The sequence below is a fragment of the Micromonospora sp. NPDC005171 genome, assembly GCF_040608575.1.
Classification (GTDB): Bacteria; Actinomycetota; Actinomycetes; order Mycobacteriales; family Micromonosporaceae; genus Micromonospora.
Map to the genome: position 1 here is coordinate 129265 of NZ_JBEXIM010000002.1, position 16918 is coordinate 146182.

Below are 16918 nucleotides of genomic sequence, written 5' to 3' on the forward strand. Positions count from 1 at the left end.
TACGCCGGACGGCCGGGCCGGGCGCAGGATACGTCAGGGCCGAGCGGGCCAGGGGTGTGGGAACCAGCCGCACAAATCGACCGTCATATGTATTTCTATATCTGGACACCTTTGTTTGGGACGGTGAACGCATGCCGATTCAGCCGAGCGACCACTACCAGCAGGACCCCGAGCGACTCTGGCAGGCGGTGGAGGCCGTCGGAGGCAATCCGCCCCAGCCGCGCTACCGGAACCCCCGGACGTTCGGCGGGGGCGCCCTGTCGTGGGCCGGGTTGAACAAGCTGCCCGTCGGCAGTTCCAGTCGGCACCGCCTGAACACCCACTGACGCGCCACCGGGTGGGTGGCGGCCGGGGCACCCCCTGAGGTTCGCCCGGGCGACACACCGGAGGAGGTCCAGCGGCGGCTTTCGCACACCTGTCGGGTAATTTCTTGTGGTCCGCCATCCGGCCTACGACAGGAGAAGCTCCGCGCATGGGCAAGAAGACGATCCACGTCTCCGACTTCACCGGCACGGTTCTGCAGCAGGACAACGAGGTGGTCCGCGTCGTCGTGCTGGAGCACCCGGACCTGGTCGCCGGGCCCGTGCAGTTGGACGCCACCCCGGGCGAGGTGGAGAACATCGACGACGCGGCGCTGGACGTGGCAGTGGTGGAAATCCACGACCGGCACGGTGGCGGCGAGCCCCGCCGGGTGGTGTTGACCGCCAGCGAGTTCGACGCGATGGCCACCGACGTGCCGATGGCGCAGCTGTTGAAGACGGCCGAGCGGGTCCGCCCACCCAAGGCCCGCAAGAGCACCGAGAAGATCGACTACGGCACGCTGGAGCACGCCGGAAAGCCACACCGGGGCCGGGTCACCGAGGAGGAGGCCCGGCTGGTGCGCAAGCAGCTCGACGAGGTCAACAAGCGCCTCGCCGACGCGGGCGTACGCCAGATCGACCCGGCCGATCCGGAGCACGCCCTGCGTTACGGCTTTCCTGAGGTCCCCTGACCCCGGGTTCTCACTTCTTCCCGACGGCGGCGGCGAGGGCGGCGGCCAGGTCGCCCTCGACCGTCGCCTTGTCCAGGCCGAGGTTGGTGAGCACGCCGGCGCCGTCCTCCTGCTCGAGCAGGGCGAGCAGGATGTGCTCGGTGCCGATGTAGTTGTGCCCGAGGCGCAGCGCCTCCCGGAAGGTCAGCTCCAACGCCTTCTTGCCCCGCGCGTCGTACGGGATGAGGTCCGGAACCTGCTCCGCCCGCTGTGGAAGGACGGCAGCGACCGCCTCCCGCACCGCCTCGGGCGTGGCACCGCGACCAGCCATCACCCTGGCGGCCAGCCCTTCCGGCTCGGCCAGCAGGCCCAGCACCAGGTGCTCGGGGCCGATCTCGGCGTTGCCGCTGACCCGGGCCTCCTCCTGCGAGGCCATCACCACGTTGCGGGCGCGAGGGGTGAACCTGCCGAACCCGGCGTTGGGGTCGAGCGCGGCCGCGTCGGTCGCCTTCGGCACGAACCGCTTCTGGGCGGCCTGCTTGGTGACCCCCATGCTGCGGCCGATGTCGGTCCAGGAGGCACCCGAGCGCCGGGCCTGGTCGACGAAGTGCCCGATCAGGTGGTCGGCCACCTCGCCGAGGTGGTCGGCGGCGATGACCGCGTCGGTGAGTTGGTCGAGCGCGTCGGTGTGCGCCTTCTTGATCGCCTGGATCAGGTCGTCGAGCTTGATGTTGTTGCTCATCTGGAGAGGATCGGTCATGCGTCAACCATAGGTTGACGCATGAGTTCCGTCAACCCTTAGTTGACGATCCCGGTCAGGCGGCGTACTCCGGTAGGCGCCGGGCCACGGCCGCCGGAGACGGCATGGCGGCGATCTCCTCGGCGACCGCCCGGACCGCGTCGCGCTGCTCGGCGTTGCCATGCTGCGGCAGCAGCCGGTGGGCCTGCTCGGCGATCGCACCCGCGTCCACCTCCCCCGGAAGGAGCCGCAGGGCGACACCTGCGGCGGCGAGCGTGTCGGCGTTGGCGAACTGGTCCGCGCCCTGCGGCAGCATCAACTGCGGTACGCCAGCCGCGAGCGCGCCGAGCGTGGTGCCGCTGCCCCCGTGGTGCACCACCAGGTCGACGAGCGGCAACAACTCCGCCTGCGACACCCACTGGTGGACGCTGACGTGATCGGGGATCTCGCCCAGCTGCTCCAGAGGCACCCGGCCTGCCGCGACCACCACCTCGACGTCAAGCGTCGCCAGACCGGCGATGGCGGTGAGCAGCAGCTCCGGCGTACCGAACGCGGTGCCGAGGGTCAGATAGATCAACGGTCGGGACGTGCGACGGCTCACCCGTTCCGGCAGCGGATCCGGGGCCGAGAAGGCGACCGGTCGCAGCTCGATCCGACGTTCCGTGGCGAGGAAGTCCTTGTCCTGCAGCGAGGGCGGCCAGATGTCCAGGTGCGGCCGGCCGACGACCTCGGCGTTCCTGGTCGGTAGTTCCAGGCCGATGCCCTCGGGAAACATCCGGCCGAACCCGTGCCACAGGCCCGGGATCCCAGCCCGGTGAGCCGCCACGGCCGCCCCCGGCAACCCCCACTCGTGCACCACCAGGTCGGGCCGCAGCCGCGCCAACTCCGGTTCGAGGTCCTCGGCGTACACCTCGTAGAAGGCGTCGCCGGGGCGGAACGGTCGCAGGCCGTGCGCGACGAGCGGCGCGTGCACCTCCGGACCGGCGGCGAAGTGGACCTCGTGCCCGGCCTTCCGGGCGGCGATCGCCAACGGGATCAGCGGATAGGTGTGACCGACGGACGCAAGACTGGCGAACAGCACACGCATGGCGTCGGACCCTACCTGCCACCCGGTGGGCCCGGCCGGGTCAGCCGGCCCGTATACGGTGGGCTCCGGTCGAGCGCGGTCACCGGCGGGAAGGGCGGTCATGCGTCTGCACGTGGGGTGCGCGATGTGGAGTCACCGGTCGTGGCCGGGCCACCGGCTGCCGCCCACCGAGCGCCTGCGGCACTACGCCAGCTGGTGCGACGCAGTGGAGGGCAACACGACGTTCTACGCGACCCCGGCCCGGGACACAGTGGCCTCCTGGGCCGCGCAGACGGATCCGGATTTCCGGTTCGTCCTCAAACTTCCCAAGGTCATCACGCACGAACGCCGGCTCACCGACGTCGACGAACCGCTACGCGCCTTCCTGGACGCCATCGAACCGCTCGGCCCGCGCGCCCACGCCCTCTGGATCCAGCTACCCGGCTCGTTCGCGCCCGCCGACGTCCCGACCCTGGGCCGTTTCCTGGAGCAGCTTCCGCCGTCCCACAGGTACGCGGTGGAGGTCCGCCATCCCGCGTTCTTCACCGACGCCCGCGCGGCCCACCTGCTCGGGGCGACCCTCGCCGCCGCCCGCGCCGAGTGGATCCCCTTCGACACGACCGCCTTCTTCGCGAGCCCGCCGACCAGCGACGCGGAGCGGGACGCCTGGACCAAGAAGCCGCGCGTGCCGCTCCGGGCCCTCGCGCTGACCGACCGGCCGATCGTCCGCTACCTCGGTCGCGACGACCCGACGCGCACGGTCGAGGGGTGGCAGCGGTGGATCGACCTGACCGTCACCTGGCTGGGCGAGGGACGCTCGCCGACGATGTTCATCCACACCCCGGACAACGCCGACGCGCCCGCGCTCGCCCGCCGGTTCCACGACGAGGTAAGGGCACGCGTGCCCGGGCTCGACGCGTTGCCCGAGCCGATCCCGGTCGAGCCGTTGACGCTGTTCTGACCGGACCGGTCAGCCCTGCTGGTCGGCCGTCGGCAGGTCACCGATCAGACCGTGGTTCTCGACTGCCGGGTAGCTGTCCACGCTGTCCCCCGCCACTCGTACTGGCAATGGCGGCGTCTACCCGGGGACCGCCGAAAAATGCGGTCCGCGCCTCGACACGGTCCAGACCTGCCGCTCACTGCGCAAGCAAAGCTTCCGCAATCGTCGATAGCGTCGACACCAACGACATCGACGAGAGGACACCTGATGAGCCTGCGAGGATTCGCCACCCTGAACATCTGGGCGGACGACGTGGAAGCGGCCACGGCGTGGTACGCGGACTTCCTCGGCGTCGAGGCGTACTTCATGCGCCCCGGCCCCGACGGGCGCCCGGCCTACACCGAGTTCCGCATCGGGGACTACCAGGCAGAACTGGGCATCATCGACCGCAGATACGCACCGCCCGGGGCCGCGACGGGGCCTGGCGGCGCGGTCATGCACTGGTACGTCGACGACCTCGACGCGACCGTCGAGCGGCTGCTGGCGATGGGTGCCACGGAGTACCAGCCGATCACTCCGCACGGGGACGAGGGGTTCGTCACCGCGTCGGTGGTCGACCCGTTCGGCAACGTGCTGGGCGTCATGAGGAACCCGCACTACCTCGACGTCCTCGCCTCGCTGAAGGCGACCTGACGGGGGCGCGTTCGACGTTCCCGGCGCAGCCGCGACGGAGATGCCGGGCGGGCTCAGTCCCACTCGTCCGGGTCCGCCACCCGGCGCAACAGGGCTGCCGACTTGTCCGCGTTCAACCCGCTCGCCATCAGCAAATCGTGTGCCGAGGTGCGGAAGTCACCGGCAGCGATCATGCCCGAGTAGCCCAGCCGGTGGGTGTGCGGGCGGGTGTGCTCCGGTGCCGCATCGCCCTGCGCCTTCCCGACCAGCTCAACGGCGATGAGCACCGCGGTGCCGCCGGCCTGGGTGAGCAGCGAACCACCGCCCTTGAGTTGTCGAGGAAGTGACACCCCACGAACCAGGCGGTCGACGCCGCGACGCCGGCCTGCACGGCGAGCAGCCCGAAGAGGCGCAACCGCCAGGCGCGGGCGCGTAGCCGTGCCGCACCCGCTCGCGCAGGCCGGCCCAGATTCGATCGACCCGTGACACCCGGTGCGAGGGCGGGTCGTTGTCGGCTGCCGGCTCCTGCTTGGCGGGCATCCGCGCCGTTTACCCGGCGGAGGCGAACCTATCCGCCGAGTGGGCCGAATGGCGGCGTCCTGTCAGTGGGCCGGGTTCGGAGTGTGCGGGAGTTTGCCGAGCTGGCGCCAGTTCGTCTCGGCGACGTCGACACCGTAGTGCTTGGCGGCGGCGAGGATGTTCTGGAAGGCCAGGTCGCGGTCCTTGTCGGTGACGCCCTGCACCTGATCGAACCGGGCGATGGCGTTGCGGACGTGGCTGGCCTCGGTCATCGGTTCCTTGCGTTTGCCGGGAAACGCGAAGACGGTCTCCGGCAGCTCGCGCTTGTCCTTGTCCGACAGGCCGCCGTGCTTCTCGTGGGGCTTCCAGGTCGAGGTCATCGCCCAGCATTACCCGCTCGCTGTCCGGCGGCACCTCCGAAGCCGACATTTTCCGGACCACCGCCACCGACAAGATCCATATCATGCCGGCCCGGCCGGGTGAGGCCGAAGCCCTTCACTCAACGTCCTTTGTGGAGTGCAAGCATGGCCGGCATGGATATCTATGAGGACTCCCGCACGGTGTCACGCTCCGACCTGGCCGCCTGGCTGCGCCAGCTGGCGAACCAGTTGGAGTCTGATGGTCGGCTCTTCTACGGCGCGGCGGGTGCGCTGACGGTCGCGGACACGGTGCGGTGCGAGTTGGAGATCGAGCGGGAGAACGGGACGGAGGTGTCCGTCGAGATCGAGTTCTCCTGGACCGAGCCCACGCGCGTCAAGGTGGCCGACGAGGAGGAGCCCTCGGAGGACGAGGACGCGGCCGAGCCGGCCGACACCGCGCCGCACGCCGCCTCCTGACGACGTCGGCCGAGCCGACCCGAGCGCGGGTGCGGGCACCGTCCGTCGGATGCCGGCGGACGGTGCCCACGGACGCAGGAAGCCCCGTACTCCTTTGCATCTGAGTACCCGGCCAGGGGCACCCTGGCGGGCTACCCCTCCTTCAGAAACAGCCGGGGCCAGGCCCGTGTCGGCCTGGCCCCGGGGACTTGTCGGTCAGCTACGCAGCGTCCACTGCTGGTTCGTGCCGCCGTTGCAGGACCAGAGGATGACCTTGGTGCCGTTGGCGGTGGCGGCGCCATTGGCGTCGAGGCAGAGCCCGGACTGGGCGTTCGTCACGGTGCCGTTGCTGTTGACGTTCCACTGCTGGTTGAGCCCCCCGTGGCAGTCCCAGATGATGACCGCGGTGCCGTTCGCCGTGCCGGCCCCGGACGCGTCCAGGCACTTGTTGCCGTACACGGTCAGCTGCTTGCTGGCGGTCTGGGTCCACCGCTGGTTGGTGCCGGTGGAGCAGTCCCAGAGCTGGGTCTGAGTGCCGTTCGTGGTCGAGGAGTTCGGCACCTCGACACAGCGCCCGGACTGGCCACCGACGAGTTGTCCGCTGCCCGTCCCGCTGCCACCGCCCTGCTGCTGCCGGACGATCGATGTCGACTCGGCCGACAGGTTGCCCTGTGCGTCGACGACGTAGAGCCGGTACTCGCCCTGAGTGGCCGGCACAGCGATGGACGTGGCGGTGCCGGCGGCCCTGGTCATCGTCGCCCCGGCGGTGAAGGTGGTCGTGCCGTACGGAGCCAACCAGACCGACTTGGTGGCGTCGCCGATGCTCCGGATCGGGATCGACGCGGTGGCACTGGCGACGAAGGTGCTGGCCGGCAGCACATAGTTCGGTGCGGAGAAATTGCTCGCCGGAATGATGTCCCGGTACGCGTCCTCAAGGCCGGAATTCGCGGCGATGGCGTACGCCGCCGCCGGCCAGACGTAGTCGGAGGAGACGAGGATGTCAGCGATCGTGCTGTTCGGCAGATTCTTGTTCGAGACCTTGTTGATCGGGCCGTAGATCTGCGTGATGCTCAGATCGTGCTTCCGCCCGAAGTCGTCTGAATTAATCATCCAGGTGACGTTCTTGTCGATACTCAGCACGTTGTCGCGGAACGTAATGAACGCCGATCCCTCGTCCGGGTGCAGTCCGTACTTGTGCCCCGACGGAACACCCTGGAGATAGTTGTTGGTGATCGTGGTGCCGGGCTGGCTGCCGAGCGTGTAGATGGGAGCCGTGTCACTGAGACGCTGCACAGTGTCGATGATGTGGTTGTAGCTGATGGTGTTGTTTCTCGCCGTCGTGGTCGGTCGGTTCGGCACGATCGAGCCCGACGAGCCGTCGAAGTTCCACCAGCCCCAGCCGAGCGTGATGCCCGACCACGGGGCCTTCTCGATCCGGTTGCGCTGGATGGTGAGGGTGTCGGCGAAGTACGCCGAGATGGGGCTGTGCCCGTTGAACAGGACCGCGCTGTCGTAGAGGTAGTTGTTCTTGATGTCGATGTTCTTCGGCAGCCCCTCGACCGACGCGGAGTACTTCTCCCGGTTGGTCGACGTGCCGTCCCCGATGTAGACGTGCTGGGGATGGCCGACGGTGATGGCGGACCCGGCGATGTCGTTGGTGTGGTTCCCGATCAACTGGGTGCCCTGCACGTCGTTGACCATGTTGATTCCGTCGGCGCCGGTGTGCTCGACCCGGTTGCGTTGCAGCAGGAGGCCGTCGGCGTTCTGGATCTGGATGATGCCGGGGGTGACATCCACGTTGCGGTAGTAGTAGACGTGGAAGTTGCCCTTCGCGTACACCTGCGCTCCGAGATTGCCCTGCTGCGCCTGCTTGAAGGACGAACCGGCGACGTTGAACAGATTCCAGTCCGAGTGCCGCACCGTCAGACCGGAAAAGGTGATGTTGCGGGCATGGCTGGTCGTCGAGGTGCCGGCGACCCGCAGCACTGTGGTGACGTTGTTCGGCGCGTAGACCGTCGCGGTCGACATGTTCTCGGCGCTGGCCTTGTAGTAGTAGACCGTCTTGGTGCCCTTGTCGAAGTAGAACTCACCTGGCGCGTCCAGGAACTCGTAGGCGTTCATGAGTTTGTGGGTGCCGCCGACCTGGGCGTTGCCGTTGAACGCGCCCTGCGCGATGGCCGCGCCTGGTTGCTGGAAGAGGGCGACCCGGTTCGCGCCGTCGGAACTCGTGGTCACCTGGCGGACGCCCACGATGGCAGTGGTCCAGGTGGTTCCCGTCTCGATCTCGATGTCGTCCTGGTTGCGCGGCACGGCCGGGAAGTCGTTCAGGCTGTACTTGGCGCCGTCGCACTGCGAGCCCGACTCCCAGGCCCAGGACGCCTGGTTGGCCGTGATGTTGTACGTCCCGTAACAGCCCGCCGAGCTGATCGTCTTCGACGCCATGTACGCGCGCTTGTCATTGACGTAGAGCGCCCGCAGCTTGTTGGCGCGGTCGAGCGGCGCCTTCCAGATGTTGCCGCTGTGCTGGGCCCACCCGGTCACCTGGACGCCACCGTCAAGGACTGGCTTCTCATTGGGGTAGGCCGCGTAGCTGACCCGGAATCCGTTGGTGCCGGAGTCGCTCGCCCCGAATTCGACAGTGCTGGTCACCGGATAGGTTCCACCACGGAGGAGGACGTTGACGTCTCCGGTCATGTTCGTGTTTATCGTACGAACGACGTCTCGCGCCCGTTGGATCGTCTTGAACGGGGACTGCAGCGTGCCCGGGTTGGCGTCATTACCGTCGGGGGCGACATAGTAGGTCGCCTGAACTGCGGCCGAGGCCGGCAGCTGGTTTGTCAGCACAGCCGGCAGCGTGGCGGCGACAAGCGCCGCCGCCGCCAACAATGACGTTCGAGCGGTGGATATGGCTGACTTCACGTCTGTTCCTCTCACTGGTCGTCGATGTGGTGCCCAAAGTGCGTATCGAGCGACGAGTACGGAACAGCGACGCCACTAAGGGCCGGCGGGGTCTTCCGTCGCCCCGACCGCACTCTTTGTTAACCGCCCCGAAATTCTTACTGGGAGCATAGGTCACACGTCTGACCAATGCAACCGTCAATTGGAGGGCGTCTATACAGAAATGCGCCCGGATCGGGCAGATCAACCACATCGCCCGCACACCCCCGCTGGCGTCGTCCGACGAATCCGCAACGGCGAGCTGACCCTCGCCATCGTTTACGACATCACCGCCGCGCGGCCCCTGGCGACGCCGCCTCGATGCGCCCCCAACGACGCCGCCTCCGCGGGTCCCTCGATCACTGACCACAGGTCCATCGACGACGCCCGAAAGACTCCGGAAGTTTCGGCGGCCTCACGACCCGAGACGGTGCCTCGGCTATGCCCATGTCAGCCGCGCTGCACCCTCGCCAGGCGGCCCAGCGACCCGGTGGCCGCATGAATCACGCATTGACTTACATGGATGTTCTGCTTACGGTCACCAACGAAATACCGAAAGTTTACCGAAAAGTAACCCGGAGGTCCGGCCACCTTCGGCAGGTCGCCACGCAGCGACGGCGGCCTGGCGTCGGTCCGCTCCGGCGGGCGAACCAGGAGGAACCCAGAGATGTCGCAGCTCGTCCTGTTCGCGATCGACATCTGCGCGGTGGCGCTGCTCGTCTTCGGGCTCTACTTCCCGCGACACCGCCGGCGCGATCTGGTCGTCGCCTACCTGGGGGTCAACGTCGGCGTCCTCGCGGTGGCGAGCGCGCTGAGCGCCAGCGACGTCGGTGCCGGGCTCGGGCTGGGGCTGGCGCTGTTCGGGGTGCTCTCCATCATCCGGCTTCGGTCGACGGAGCTCGACCAGCACGAGGTCGCGTACTACTTCTCCGCTCTCGCGCTGGGCATTCTCGGCGCGCTCAGCACCACCTCGATCTGGCTCAGCGGGGGCCTGATGGCGCTCATCGTCGCGGTGATGTTCGTCGGTGATCACCGACGGCTGCTCCGGCACTACCGGCACCAGATCATGGTGCTCGACTCCGCCGTCACCGATCACGTCGCTCTCGTCGCCCAGCTGGAGCAACTGCTCAATGCCCGGGTGCACAACGCCACCGTCCAGCGGCTCGACATGGTCAACGAGACCACAGTGGTCGACGTCCGATACTCGGTCGCCCGCAGTGCGGCGGCAGGCATCAGAAAGCCGTCACGAGCCGGAGCGCTCCGATGATCGCGCCACCGCTGGCGGGGCTGACACCCATCGGACTCGCCGAGGTGATCGACCTGGCGGCGCTGCAGAGCAGGGTGGACCGCAAGTACGTGGTCGCGGTGGACGAGTTGCCGCACCTGCTGGACCAACTGATCCCGTACGCCCGGGTGCTGGACATCGGCGGTGAGCGCACCTTCCGGTACGAATCCGTGTACTTCGACACGCCCTGCCTGGCCAGCTACCACTGCGCCGCGTACCGGCGGCGCAGGCGCTTCAAGGTACGGACCCGGACCTACCTCGACTCGGCCCAGTGCTGGCTGGAAGTGAAGATCAGCGGAGCGCGCGGGCGGGTCACCAAGCACCGACTGCCGTATCTCGCCGAGGACCGCCGCAGCGTCCGGTCCGGACGCGGGTTCGTCGACGATGTGCTCGATCGGGAGTCGATCCTGTCCAACCTCGCGGGCGGCCCGTTCGAGCCGGTGCTGGTCACCAGCTACCGTCGCTCCACTCTGCTGCTGCCGGCGTCCGCGAGCCGGGTCACCATCGACACCGGGCTCACCTGGCAGGACGGCGACCAAACGTTGCGACTGCCCGGCATCGCCGTGGTCGAGACCAAGACCAGCTCGGCCCCGTCACTGGTCGACCGCACTCTGTGGCAGCGCGGGACCCGGCCGGTACGGATCTCGAAGTACGCCACCGGTCTCGCGGCTCTCCGCCTGGACCTTCCAGATGTGCCGTGGCGACGCACGCTACGCCGCCATTTCCGCGCCGACCGCTTCTCGGCGCTCCTGGAGTTGACAGTTCCCACCCGATCAGAACAGGAGGCATCGTGCGCTTGACCACCCGCCACACAGGTCGTCCGGTGGCGGCCCTTCGTGCCGCCGGGATCGCCGCCACCACCGTGTTCCTCGCAGGCCTCCTCGTGGTGTCATCGCCACCGGCCGGCGCGGAACCCGTCGCCGCTACCCAGGTCGCCCAACCCGTCACCGAACTCCTCGCCGGCACTCAGGCCGCCGATGCCGCCGCCGCACCGGCCGCGGCAGACGAGTTGGTCGGCGACATCACCTTCTCAGTGCCCAGCGGCACCTTCCAGGGCGAGGTGGCGGTGACGCTGAGCAGCACGGTCAGCGGCGCCCAGATCCGTTACACCACCAACGGGCAGCCACCCACCGCCCAGTCGTCGCTCTATTCGGGCTCGGCGCTGCGCTTCACCCGCACCACCCAGCTGCGGGCACAGGCGTTCGTCGGCCAGACGCCAACCGGTGCGCCCGGCACCGCCATGTACGCCGCGCAGAACGTCACCACCGCTCACGACCTGCCCGTGGTGCTGATCGACTCGTACGGTGCGGGCCGGCCAGATCGTGAGTACCTCGACGCCACCACCATGATCTTCGAACCGACGGGCGGCGGCACGACATCGTTGGCGGCCGCCCCGACGCTCAGCACCCGAGCGGGATTCCGGCTGCGCGGCAACTCGTCGGCGACATTCGAGAAGACGCCGTTCCGGGTCGAGTTCTGGGACAACGAGAACGACGACGCCGACCACCCGGTGCTGGGCATGCCCGCCGACTCCGACTGGGTGTTGCGCGGCCCGTTCCCCGACAAGGCGCTGATCCGCGAGGCGCTCGTCTACGACCTCGGACGCGAGATGGGGTTGCCCGCTCCGCGCTACAAGTTCGCCGAGTTCTATCTCAACACCGACGCCGCACCAGTGGGTGCCGGCGACTACATGGGCGTCTACATGTTCATGGAGACGATCAAGAACTCCAAGGACCGCCTCGACCTCAAGCAGTTGGACGAGGACGACGTGACCCTGCCGAAGATCCAGGGCGGCTACATCTGGAAGTTCGAGTGGATGGCGGCCGAGGAGCCGACACTGCCGTGCACCGGGCCGGCGGCCACCTGCTGGAACTACCTTGAGGTTGCCGACCCGTCGCCCCTGCAACCGCAGCAACGGGACTGGCTGCGCGGTCACCTCCAGGAGTTCAACGACGTGCTGCACTCGTCGAACTTCGCCGACCCGACCACCGGATACCGCAAGTACATCGACGTCGACTCCTTCATCGACCTCATGATCGTCAACGAGCTGAGCCGGGAGATGGACGCCTACGTCCGCAGCTCGCACTTCTACAAGGACCGGGACAGCAAGATCTTCGCGGGTCCGCTGTGGGACTTCGACCTCAGCTTCGGCGTCGGTGGATTCTTCGCCAACGACCAGGTGTCGGGCTGGCAACACCAGCAGACCCGGCAGCCGTCGGCCAACGACTGGTTCGCCCAGTTGCTGCGCGACCCCGCGTTCGTCAACCAGGCCCGATCGCGCTGGCAGACGCTGCGACGGGGCCTGCTCTCCGACGCCGCGCTCCAGAGCCGGATCAACGCTCTCGCGACCCCGCTGACCAACGCGGCCCAGCGCAACTTCCAACGCTGGCCCAACCTGACGGCACCGACTGTCAGCTTCTTCCGCACCCCGACCTCGCCCACCTGGCAGGGGCAGGTCCAGGTCATGCGGGACTGGATGCTGCGCCGCGCCGCCTGGCTGGACTCCACCGCCGGCTGGGGTGGGTCCGTCACCACGCCGCCACCCACCACCCCACCTCCCACCACGCCACCGCCCACCACCCCGCCGCCCACAACGCCGCCGCCGGCGGCCGGCTGCATCGCGACGTACGCGGTGACCAGCCAGTGGACCGGCGGCTTCCAGGGCGAGGTACGGGTCACCGCGAGAACCTCGGCGATCAGCAACTGGACCGTGACGTGGACCCTCGCCAACGGCCAGAGCGTCACGCAGGCATGGGAACGCGACAGTCACGAGCCAGGGATCCGCGGTCACCGCCCGCAACGTCGCCTACAACGGCGCACTCGGCGCCGGCGCGAGCACCACGTTCGGGTTCCTCGGCTCGTCCACCGGCGCACCCGGCACACCGACGCTGACCTGCGCGGCGAGCTGACCAACCAACGGCCCGGGGCCGGGTCGACGATCGACCCGGCCCCGGGCTCCGGTCACCTGATGGAGAATTCCGCCAGCCGCAGCGGAGAGTCGAACACCAGGTACACGTCGTGGGTGCCGACGACCCGGGCCAACTCGGTGCTCGTGCTGACATACCGGTACTCGTCGCCGGTGCTGGGCACGGTTGCAGTGCCGAGCAGCCGGCCGGTGGGCGACCCCAACCGGATCTGGACGGTGCCGGCATCCGCGCCGGCCTTGGCGACCTTCGCGGTGAAGGTGCGCGCGCCGGCACCCAGCGCCGAACCGTCGAAGGAGATCCACTGACCGGCCGCGGTGGCGCCGACCGCCGTACCGCTGGGCTTCGTCTCGTCGACGAGCCGGACCCCCGCGTACCTGTCGAAGTTCTCCGCCCGGGTGGGCCGGGACAGGTCACGGGCCGGGATCGTCTCGCCGCGGACCCGGACCGCGGCGCGGGCCCGGATGTCCTCGGCGGAGGCCCCGACCATCAGGTCGTACACGGACGACTCGACCACCCAGCGGCTGCGGGTGACGTCCCAGTGCGCCAGGTCCGCGGCGGGCAGGCGCAGGGTCACCGTACGGGTCTGCCCAGGCCCAAGTTTCACCTGCTGGAACGCCTTGAGCTGGCGGATCGGGGTGGTGTCCCGCGAGGTGCGCTGGTGGGTGTAGAGCTGAACGACCTCGGTCCCGGTCCGGCTGCCGACGTTTGTCACGTCGACACTGGCCCTGATGGTGCCGTCGGCCGCGACCGACTGGGCGTCGGCACGCAGCTGGCCGTACCGGAACCGGGTGTACGACAGCCCGTGGCCGAACGGGTAGAGCGGCTTCGCGCGGCTGTACAGGTAGGTCTGCCCGGACGAGATGATGTCGTACTCCAGCAGGTCCGGTGGCAGCTGTGAATCCGAGCGGTACCAGGTCTGGGTGAGCCGGCCAGACGGGTTACGGTCGCCAAAGAGGACATCGGCGACGGCGTGGCCGGTCTCGGCGCCCGCGTGGGTGGTCCAGACAATTGCCGGTACGTGCTCCTGCTCCCACCGGATGGTGACCGGGTAGCTGGTCTGGAGCACGAGCACGGTCCGCGGGTTGGCCCTGGCCACGGCCTTGACCAGCGCCTCCTGGCCGGCGCTCAGCGCCGTCGAGGTCCGGTCGTGGGCCTCGCGGCCGTTGATGAACGGGTTGCTGCCGACCACCAGCACCGCGGTGTCGGCCGCCTTGGCTGCCGCCACGGCCCGGTCGATCCCGCTGCTGATCACCTCGCGACTGAAGTGGGTCGCGGCGGCCGGGGTGGATGCGCCGAGCTTGAGGGCGCCGTCGGCGCCGACCGTCACGTACGTGTCGGGGCCGAACCAGCTCTCCTTGGTCTCGTAGCCGACGTAGCGCAGCACCACGGTTCCGTCGGCCTGCGGCTCCAGCTTGAACTGCTGCTGGACGTACCAGCCGTTCGGCTGCTCGTCGCGGGTGACGAACGGCCCCCAGTTGTAGCCGAGGTAGCGGCCGTTGGCGGCGTTGCGCAGCGTCACCACATCCTGCCCCCAGTCGACCACGTCGAACTGGGCGACGAGCGCCGGGGTCGCGCCGGTCCCGAGGACCGGGTTGGCGTCGGTGGTGCCGGTGGCCGAGACGTACCTGCCGGTCGCCGTGTCCTTCAGCGCGATCCGGTCCGCCCCGTCGAGCCCGCTCACCCTGGCCGAGTTGCCCAGCCGTTCGCGGATGCCGTCGAGCGCCGTCACCTGGTAGGGCAGGTCGCCGCCGTACCAGTCCGAGTAGAGGTTGTCGGCGAGCGGGCCAAGCACCGCCACCTTGCGGGTCCGCGCCGGGTCCAGCGGTAGCGCCTGCCGCTCGTTCTTCAGCAGCACCATCGCCTCGCCGGCGGCCTGCCGGGCCAACCGCTGGTGTTCGGGGCTGTTGATGACGTCGGGGGTGATGGCGCCGTACCGGCCGCCGCCCGGGTCGAACTCACCCAACCGGAATCGGACGTTCAGGATCTCGCGGATCCGGGCGTCGATGTCCCGCTCGGTGAGCAGGCCGGTGGCGAGGGCCTGCTTGATGCCGGTGATGGTCGGCTGCGCGTTGGTGTCGTCGGTGATGAAGCTGTTGAGGCCGGCCTTGATGATCGCGGCGTTGCCCTCGGCCTGGGTCGGGTAGTAGCCCTGGGAGGCGACCAGGTTGTTCGGCGCCCAGGCGTCCGTGACGTTCATCAACGGCTGATCGGTCCAGCCGCGTACCACAGTCGCCAGGTCCGGATCCACAGTGGCCGGACGACCGTTGACCAGGTTGTACGAGGCCATCATCCCGGTCGCGGCGTCGGCGGTGATCGCCGGTTTGAAGGCGGCCCGGTCGTACTCGTTGAGCACCCGAGGCGGCACGTTCGAGGAGGTCACGTCGCGCCGGACCTCGTTGTTGTAGGCCAGGTAGTGCTTGAGGGTCGGGGCGCTCTTCAGGTGGTCCGGGTCACCGCCTGTCATTCCCATGCCGTACGCGGTGGAGATGGCCCCGGTGAGCAGCGGGTCCTCGGAGTAGCCCTCCTCGTTGCGGCCCCACCGGGGGTCGCGCAGCAGGTTGACCACAGGCGCCCAGAGGTTGAGCCCCCAAACCCGGGGGTTCTGCGCGTGGTAGCCGCGCGCCTCGTCGCCGACGGCCGAGCCGACCTGCCGGATCAGGTCGGTGTTCCAGGTGCTCGCCATGCCCACCGGCTGCGGGAAGGCCGTGCCGCGAGCCTTGACGACCGCGCCGTTGTTGTCGATGTCGGTGGACCAGGCCACGCCGTGCAGCGCTTCGGTGCCGGTCTTGAACAGGCCGATGCCCAGCCGGGGAATGGCGGGCTGGTACTGGTGCAGCCACGAGATCTTCTCGTCCTGGGTGAGGCGGCCGAGCAGGTCGTCGACTCGGGCGTTCACGGGTAGGCGGGGATCTCGGAACGGGTAGGTGGGCTCGGCCAGCGCGGTGCCGGGAACGGCCGGTAGGGCTAGCAGGGCAAGCGCGAGCGCGGTGATTCCGCGCCGAAGGCGCCAGTTCCGCATGCGGTTCTCCTCATGTCGTACGAGAGACGCCCAGCGGGCGCCGAGGCCGGCGTGACCAGGCTCGACACCCGGCTGACGGGCCTGAACGACGAATCGTCGAAGCGCTTCGACGACCCGGCCGCGTCACCACGGCCATGATTGTTGTGATCCGCGCAACTATAGATGCGTGCCAATGAGTCGGCAATACCGGCTGGCCCCACCCGGCGTTCGCCGTGCCCGCCCGACCCCAGCCGTCCGCTGCGCGACCAGGTCAGCCTGAAGGTGCCCTGCGAGCCCGCAATCGACTCGTCCAACCTGCCCGGTGACCCGTTGGGCGACTGCCTGATCACCTCCGGGCGCCGGCAACGTGTCGCCTCACACCGCCTCCTCGGTCACCGACCGGCTCGACCGGCTCGCCATGTTCCACACCGCCGCCACCACCCGCGTCACCGCCCTGCGCGACCAACTCGCCCTGGCCGAAGGCTTCGCCGACACGCTCCGCACCACTCGACCACCATCAGGGCCCAGCCGTCTGAACGCCCCCGAATCGGCGGCGTTCCACGAGACAGGGCCTACCGTCGTTGGTATGACCACTGATCCCCAAACGTGGGTGCCCGAGTCGTGCACCCTGCCGAGCGCGCAACGGCCACTGAGGCTGGCCGAATTCGACGACCTGTTCGCCACAGCCCTGCTGCAGCAGGAGCGGCTGTCCCCCACCGAACTGCGGTGGCGTCTCGACCTGGCCGCCGAGGCGACCACCCGGGACCTGACCGCCCGGGAAAGCTCCTGCTGCTCGTTCTTCTCGTTCACCATCGCCGCCGACGCCGGCGCGCTACGCCTCGACGTGCAGGTGCCGGCCGCGCACGTCGATGTCCTCGACGCGCTCGCGCTGCGAGCCGCCGCCCGGATGATGGCGTGAGCGGATCGCGCAGCAGCCGGGTCGCCACCGCAGCCGGCGCGCACCCGGGGCGATCCGCCGCTAGCAGCTCGGCGGGAGCGGCTGCCGACGCTCGACCGGCCCTCCGGCAAGATCGTGGGCGGCGACACCTC

The 16918-nt window shown here is 69.0% G+C and carries 14 protein-coding genes and 3 pseudogenes; 11 read left to right on the top strand and 6 right to left on the bottom strand.

The features are described from left to right. Nucleotides 1-131: 131 nt before the first annotated feature. Together ABZU74_RS04500 and ABZU74_RS04505 are read left to right on the top strand one after the other, a co-directional pair. Nucleotides 132-326, top strand: a complete 195-nt coding sequence (locus ABZU74_RS04500; protein WP_355418466.1) for a DNA repair protein — start codon at nt 132-134, stop codon at nt 324-326. A gap of 146 nt (nt 327-472) precedes the next feature. Next, complete coding sequence (locus tag ABZU74_RS04505; protein ID WP_355418468.1) at nt 473-991, top strand: hypothetical protein; 519 nt, start codon at nt 473-475, stop codon at nt 989-991. A gap of 10 nt (nt 992-1001) precedes the next feature. On the opposite strand, the gene ABZU74_RS04510 is transcribed toward ABZU74_RS04505, so the two are convergent. Together ABZU74_RS04510 and ABZU74_RS04515 are read right to left on the bottom strand one after the other, a co-directional pair. Beyond that, nucleotides 1002-1730 carry a Clp protease N-terminal domain-containing protein gene (locus tag ABZU74_RS04510; protein WP_355418470.1) on the bottom strand — a complete coding sequence of 243 codons (729 nt, stop codon included), beginning with the start codon at nt 1728-1730 and terminating at the stop codon, nt 1002-1004. 55 nt (nt 1731-1785) lie between these two features. Further along, nucleotides 1786-2796: a glycosyltransferase gene (locus ABZU74_RS04515; protein ID WP_355418472.1), complete on the bottom strand. Its 1011-nt coding sequence runs from the start codon at nt 2794-2796 to the stop codon at nt 1786-1788. Nucleotides 2797-2920: 124 nt separating this feature from the next. On the opposite strand from ABZU74_RS04515, the gene ABZU74_RS04520 reads away from it, so the two are divergent. Both ABZU74_RS04520 and ABZU74_RS04525 read left to right on the top strand, forming a co-directional pair. Continuing rightward, nucleotides 2921-3736, top strand: a complete 816-nt coding sequence (locus ABZU74_RS04520; RefSeq protein WP_355419129.1) for a DUF72 domain-containing protein — start codon at nt 2921-2923, stop codon at nt 3734-3736. A gap of 246 nt (nt 3737-3982) precedes the next feature. Beyond that, nucleotides 3983-4408, top strand: a complete 426-nt coding sequence (locus ABZU74_RS04525) for a VOC family protein (RefSeq protein ID WP_355418474.1) — start codon at nt 3983-3985, stop codon at nt 4406-4408. Between the two features lie 53 nt (nt 4409-4461). Here the strand turns inward: ABZU74_RS04525 and ABZU74_RS04530 are convergent, their stop codons facing one another. Beyond that, nucleotides 4462-4737 (bottom strand): hypothetical protein, encoded by a 276-nt coding sequence (locus ABZU74_RS04530; protein ID WP_355418476.1) that lies wholly within the window; start codon nt 4735-4737, stop codon nt 4462-4464. A 252-nt stretch (nt 4738-4989) separates the two neighbouring features. After that, entirely contained in the window at nt 4990-5286 is a 297-nt protein-coding gene (locus tag ABZU74_RS04535) for a DUF6582 domain-containing protein (RefSeq protein ID WP_355418478.1), read from the bottom strand. Nucleotides 5287-5439: 153 nt separating this feature from the next. Here ABZU74_RS04535 and ABZU74_RS04540 point away from each other — a divergent pair, with 153 nt between their 5' ends. Continuing rightward, a complete protein-coding gene (locus ABZU74_RS04540; RefSeq protein WP_355418480.1) occupies nt 5440-5742 on the top strand; it encodes an amphi-Trp domain-containing protein in 303 nt (100 codons plus the stop codon). Between the two features lie 195 nt (nt 5743-5937). Here the strand turns inward: ABZU74_RS04540 and ABZU74_RS04545 are convergent, their stop codons facing one another. After that, the gene (locus tag ABZU74_RS04545) at nt 5938-8640 is read right to left on the bottom strand and encodes an RICIN domain-containing protein (RefSeq protein ID WP_355418482.1); all 2703 of its coding nucleotides are present in this window, start codon (nt 8638-8640) and stop codon (nt 5938-5940) included. A gap of 685 nt (nt 8641-9325) precedes the next feature. On the opposite strand from ABZU74_RS04545, the gene ABZU74_RS04550 reads away from it, so the two are divergent. The 4 genes and pseudogenes from ABZU74_RS04550 to ABZU74_RS04565 form a co-directional block, all read left to right on the top strand. Beyond that, entirely contained in the window at nt 9326-9925 is a 600-nt protein-coding gene (locus ABZU74_RS04550) for a DUF4956 domain-containing protein (RefSeq protein ID WP_355418484.1), read from the top strand. Next, the gene (locus ABZU74_RS04555; protein WP_355418486.1) at nt 9922-10743 is read left to right on the top strand and encodes a polyphosphate polymerase domain-containing protein; all 822 of its coding nucleotides are present in this window, start codon (nt 9922-9924) and stop codon (nt 10741-10743) included. The genes ABZU74_RS04550 and ABZU74_RS04555 overlap by 4 nt, the downstream gene beginning before the upstream one ends. 266 nt (nt 10744-11009) lie before the next feature. After that, a pseudogene (locus ABZU74_RS04560) lies at nt 11010-12383 on the top strand (CotH kinase family protein); the annotation flags it as partial. A 90-nt stretch (nt 12384-12473) separates the two neighbouring features. Next, nucleotides 12474-12852, top strand: a pseudogene (locus tag ABZU74_RS04565) (cellulose binding domain-containing protein); the annotation flags it as partial. A 52-nt stretch (nt 12853-12904) separates the two neighbouring features. Here the strand turns inward: ABZU74_RS04565 and ABZU74_RS04570 are convergent. After that, nucleotides 12905-15889 carry a glycoside hydrolase family 3 C-terminal domain-containing protein gene (locus tag ABZU74_RS04570; protein ID WP_355418488.1) on the bottom strand — a complete coding sequence of 995 codons (2985 nt, stop codon included), beginning with the start codon at nt 15887-15889 and terminating at the stop codon, nt 12905-12907. Nucleotides 15890-16271: 382 nt separating this feature from the next. Between ABZU74_RS04570 and ABZU74_RS04575 the strand changes: the two are divergent. Together ABZU74_RS04575 and ABZU74_RS04580 are read left to right on the top strand one after the other, a co-directional pair. Beyond that, nucleotides 16272-16404: pseudogene (locus ABZU74_RS04575) on the top strand (MerR family transcriptional regulator); the annotation flags it as partial. Nucleotides 16405-16454: 50 nt separating this feature from the next. Next, complete coding sequence (locus ABZU74_RS04580; protein ID WP_355418490.1) at nt 16455-16787, top strand: hypothetical protein; 333 nt, start codon at nt 16455-16457, stop codon at nt 16785-16787. Nucleotides 16788-16918 lie beyond the last annotated feature (131 nt).

Excerpts from the sequence above, each read along its gene's own strand:
- ABZU74_RS04500 (WP_355418466.1), top strand. The coding sequence starts at position 132 with ATGCCGATTCAGCCGAGCGACCACTACCAGCAGGACCCCGAGCGACTC.
- ABZU74_RS04505 (WP_355418468.1), top strand. The coding sequence starts at position 473 with ATGGGCAAGAAGACGATCCACGTCTCCGACTTCACCGGCACGGTTCTG.
- ABZU74_RS04510 (WP_355418470.1), bottom strand. The coding sequence starts at position 1,730 with ATGACCGATCCTCTCCAGATGAGCAACAACATCAAGCTCGACGACCTG.
- ABZU74_RS04515 (WP_355418472.1), bottom strand. The coding sequence starts at position 2,796 with ATGCGTGTGCTGTTCGCCAGTCTTGCGTCCGTCGGTCACACCTATCCG.
- ABZU74_RS04520 (WP_355419129.1), top strand. The coding sequence starts at position 2,921 with ATGTGGAGTCACCGGTCGTGGCCGGGCCACCGGCTGCCGCCCACCGAG.
- ABZU74_RS04525 (WP_355418474.1), top strand. The coding sequence starts at position 3,983 with ATGAGCCTGCGAGGATTCGCCACCCTGAACATCTGGGCGGACGACGTG.
- ABZU74_RS04535 (WP_355418478.1), bottom strand. The coding sequence starts at position 5,286 with ATGACCTCGACCTGGAAGCCCCACGAGAAGCACGGCGGCCTGTCGGAC.
- ABZU74_RS04540 (WP_355418480.1), top strand. The coding sequence starts at position 5,440 with ATGGATATCTATGAGGACTCCCGCACGGTGTCACGCTCCGACCTGGCC.
- ABZU74_RS04550 (WP_355418484.1), top strand. The coding sequence starts at position 9,326 with ATGTCGCAGCTCGTCCTGTTCGCGATCGACATCTGCGCGGTGGCGCTG.
- ABZU74_RS04555 (WP_355418486.1), top strand. The coding sequence starts at position 9,922 with ATGATCGCGCCACCGCTGGCGGGGCTGACACCCATCGGACTCGCCGAG.
- ABZU74_RS04570 (WP_355418488.1), bottom strand. The coding sequence starts at position 15,889 with ATGCGGAACTGGCGCCTTCGGCGCGGAATCACCGCGCTCGCGCTTGCC.
- ABZU74_RS04580 (WP_355418490.1), top strand. The coding sequence starts at position 16,455 with ATGACCACTGATCCCCAAACGTGGGTGCCCGAGTCGTGCACCCTGCCG.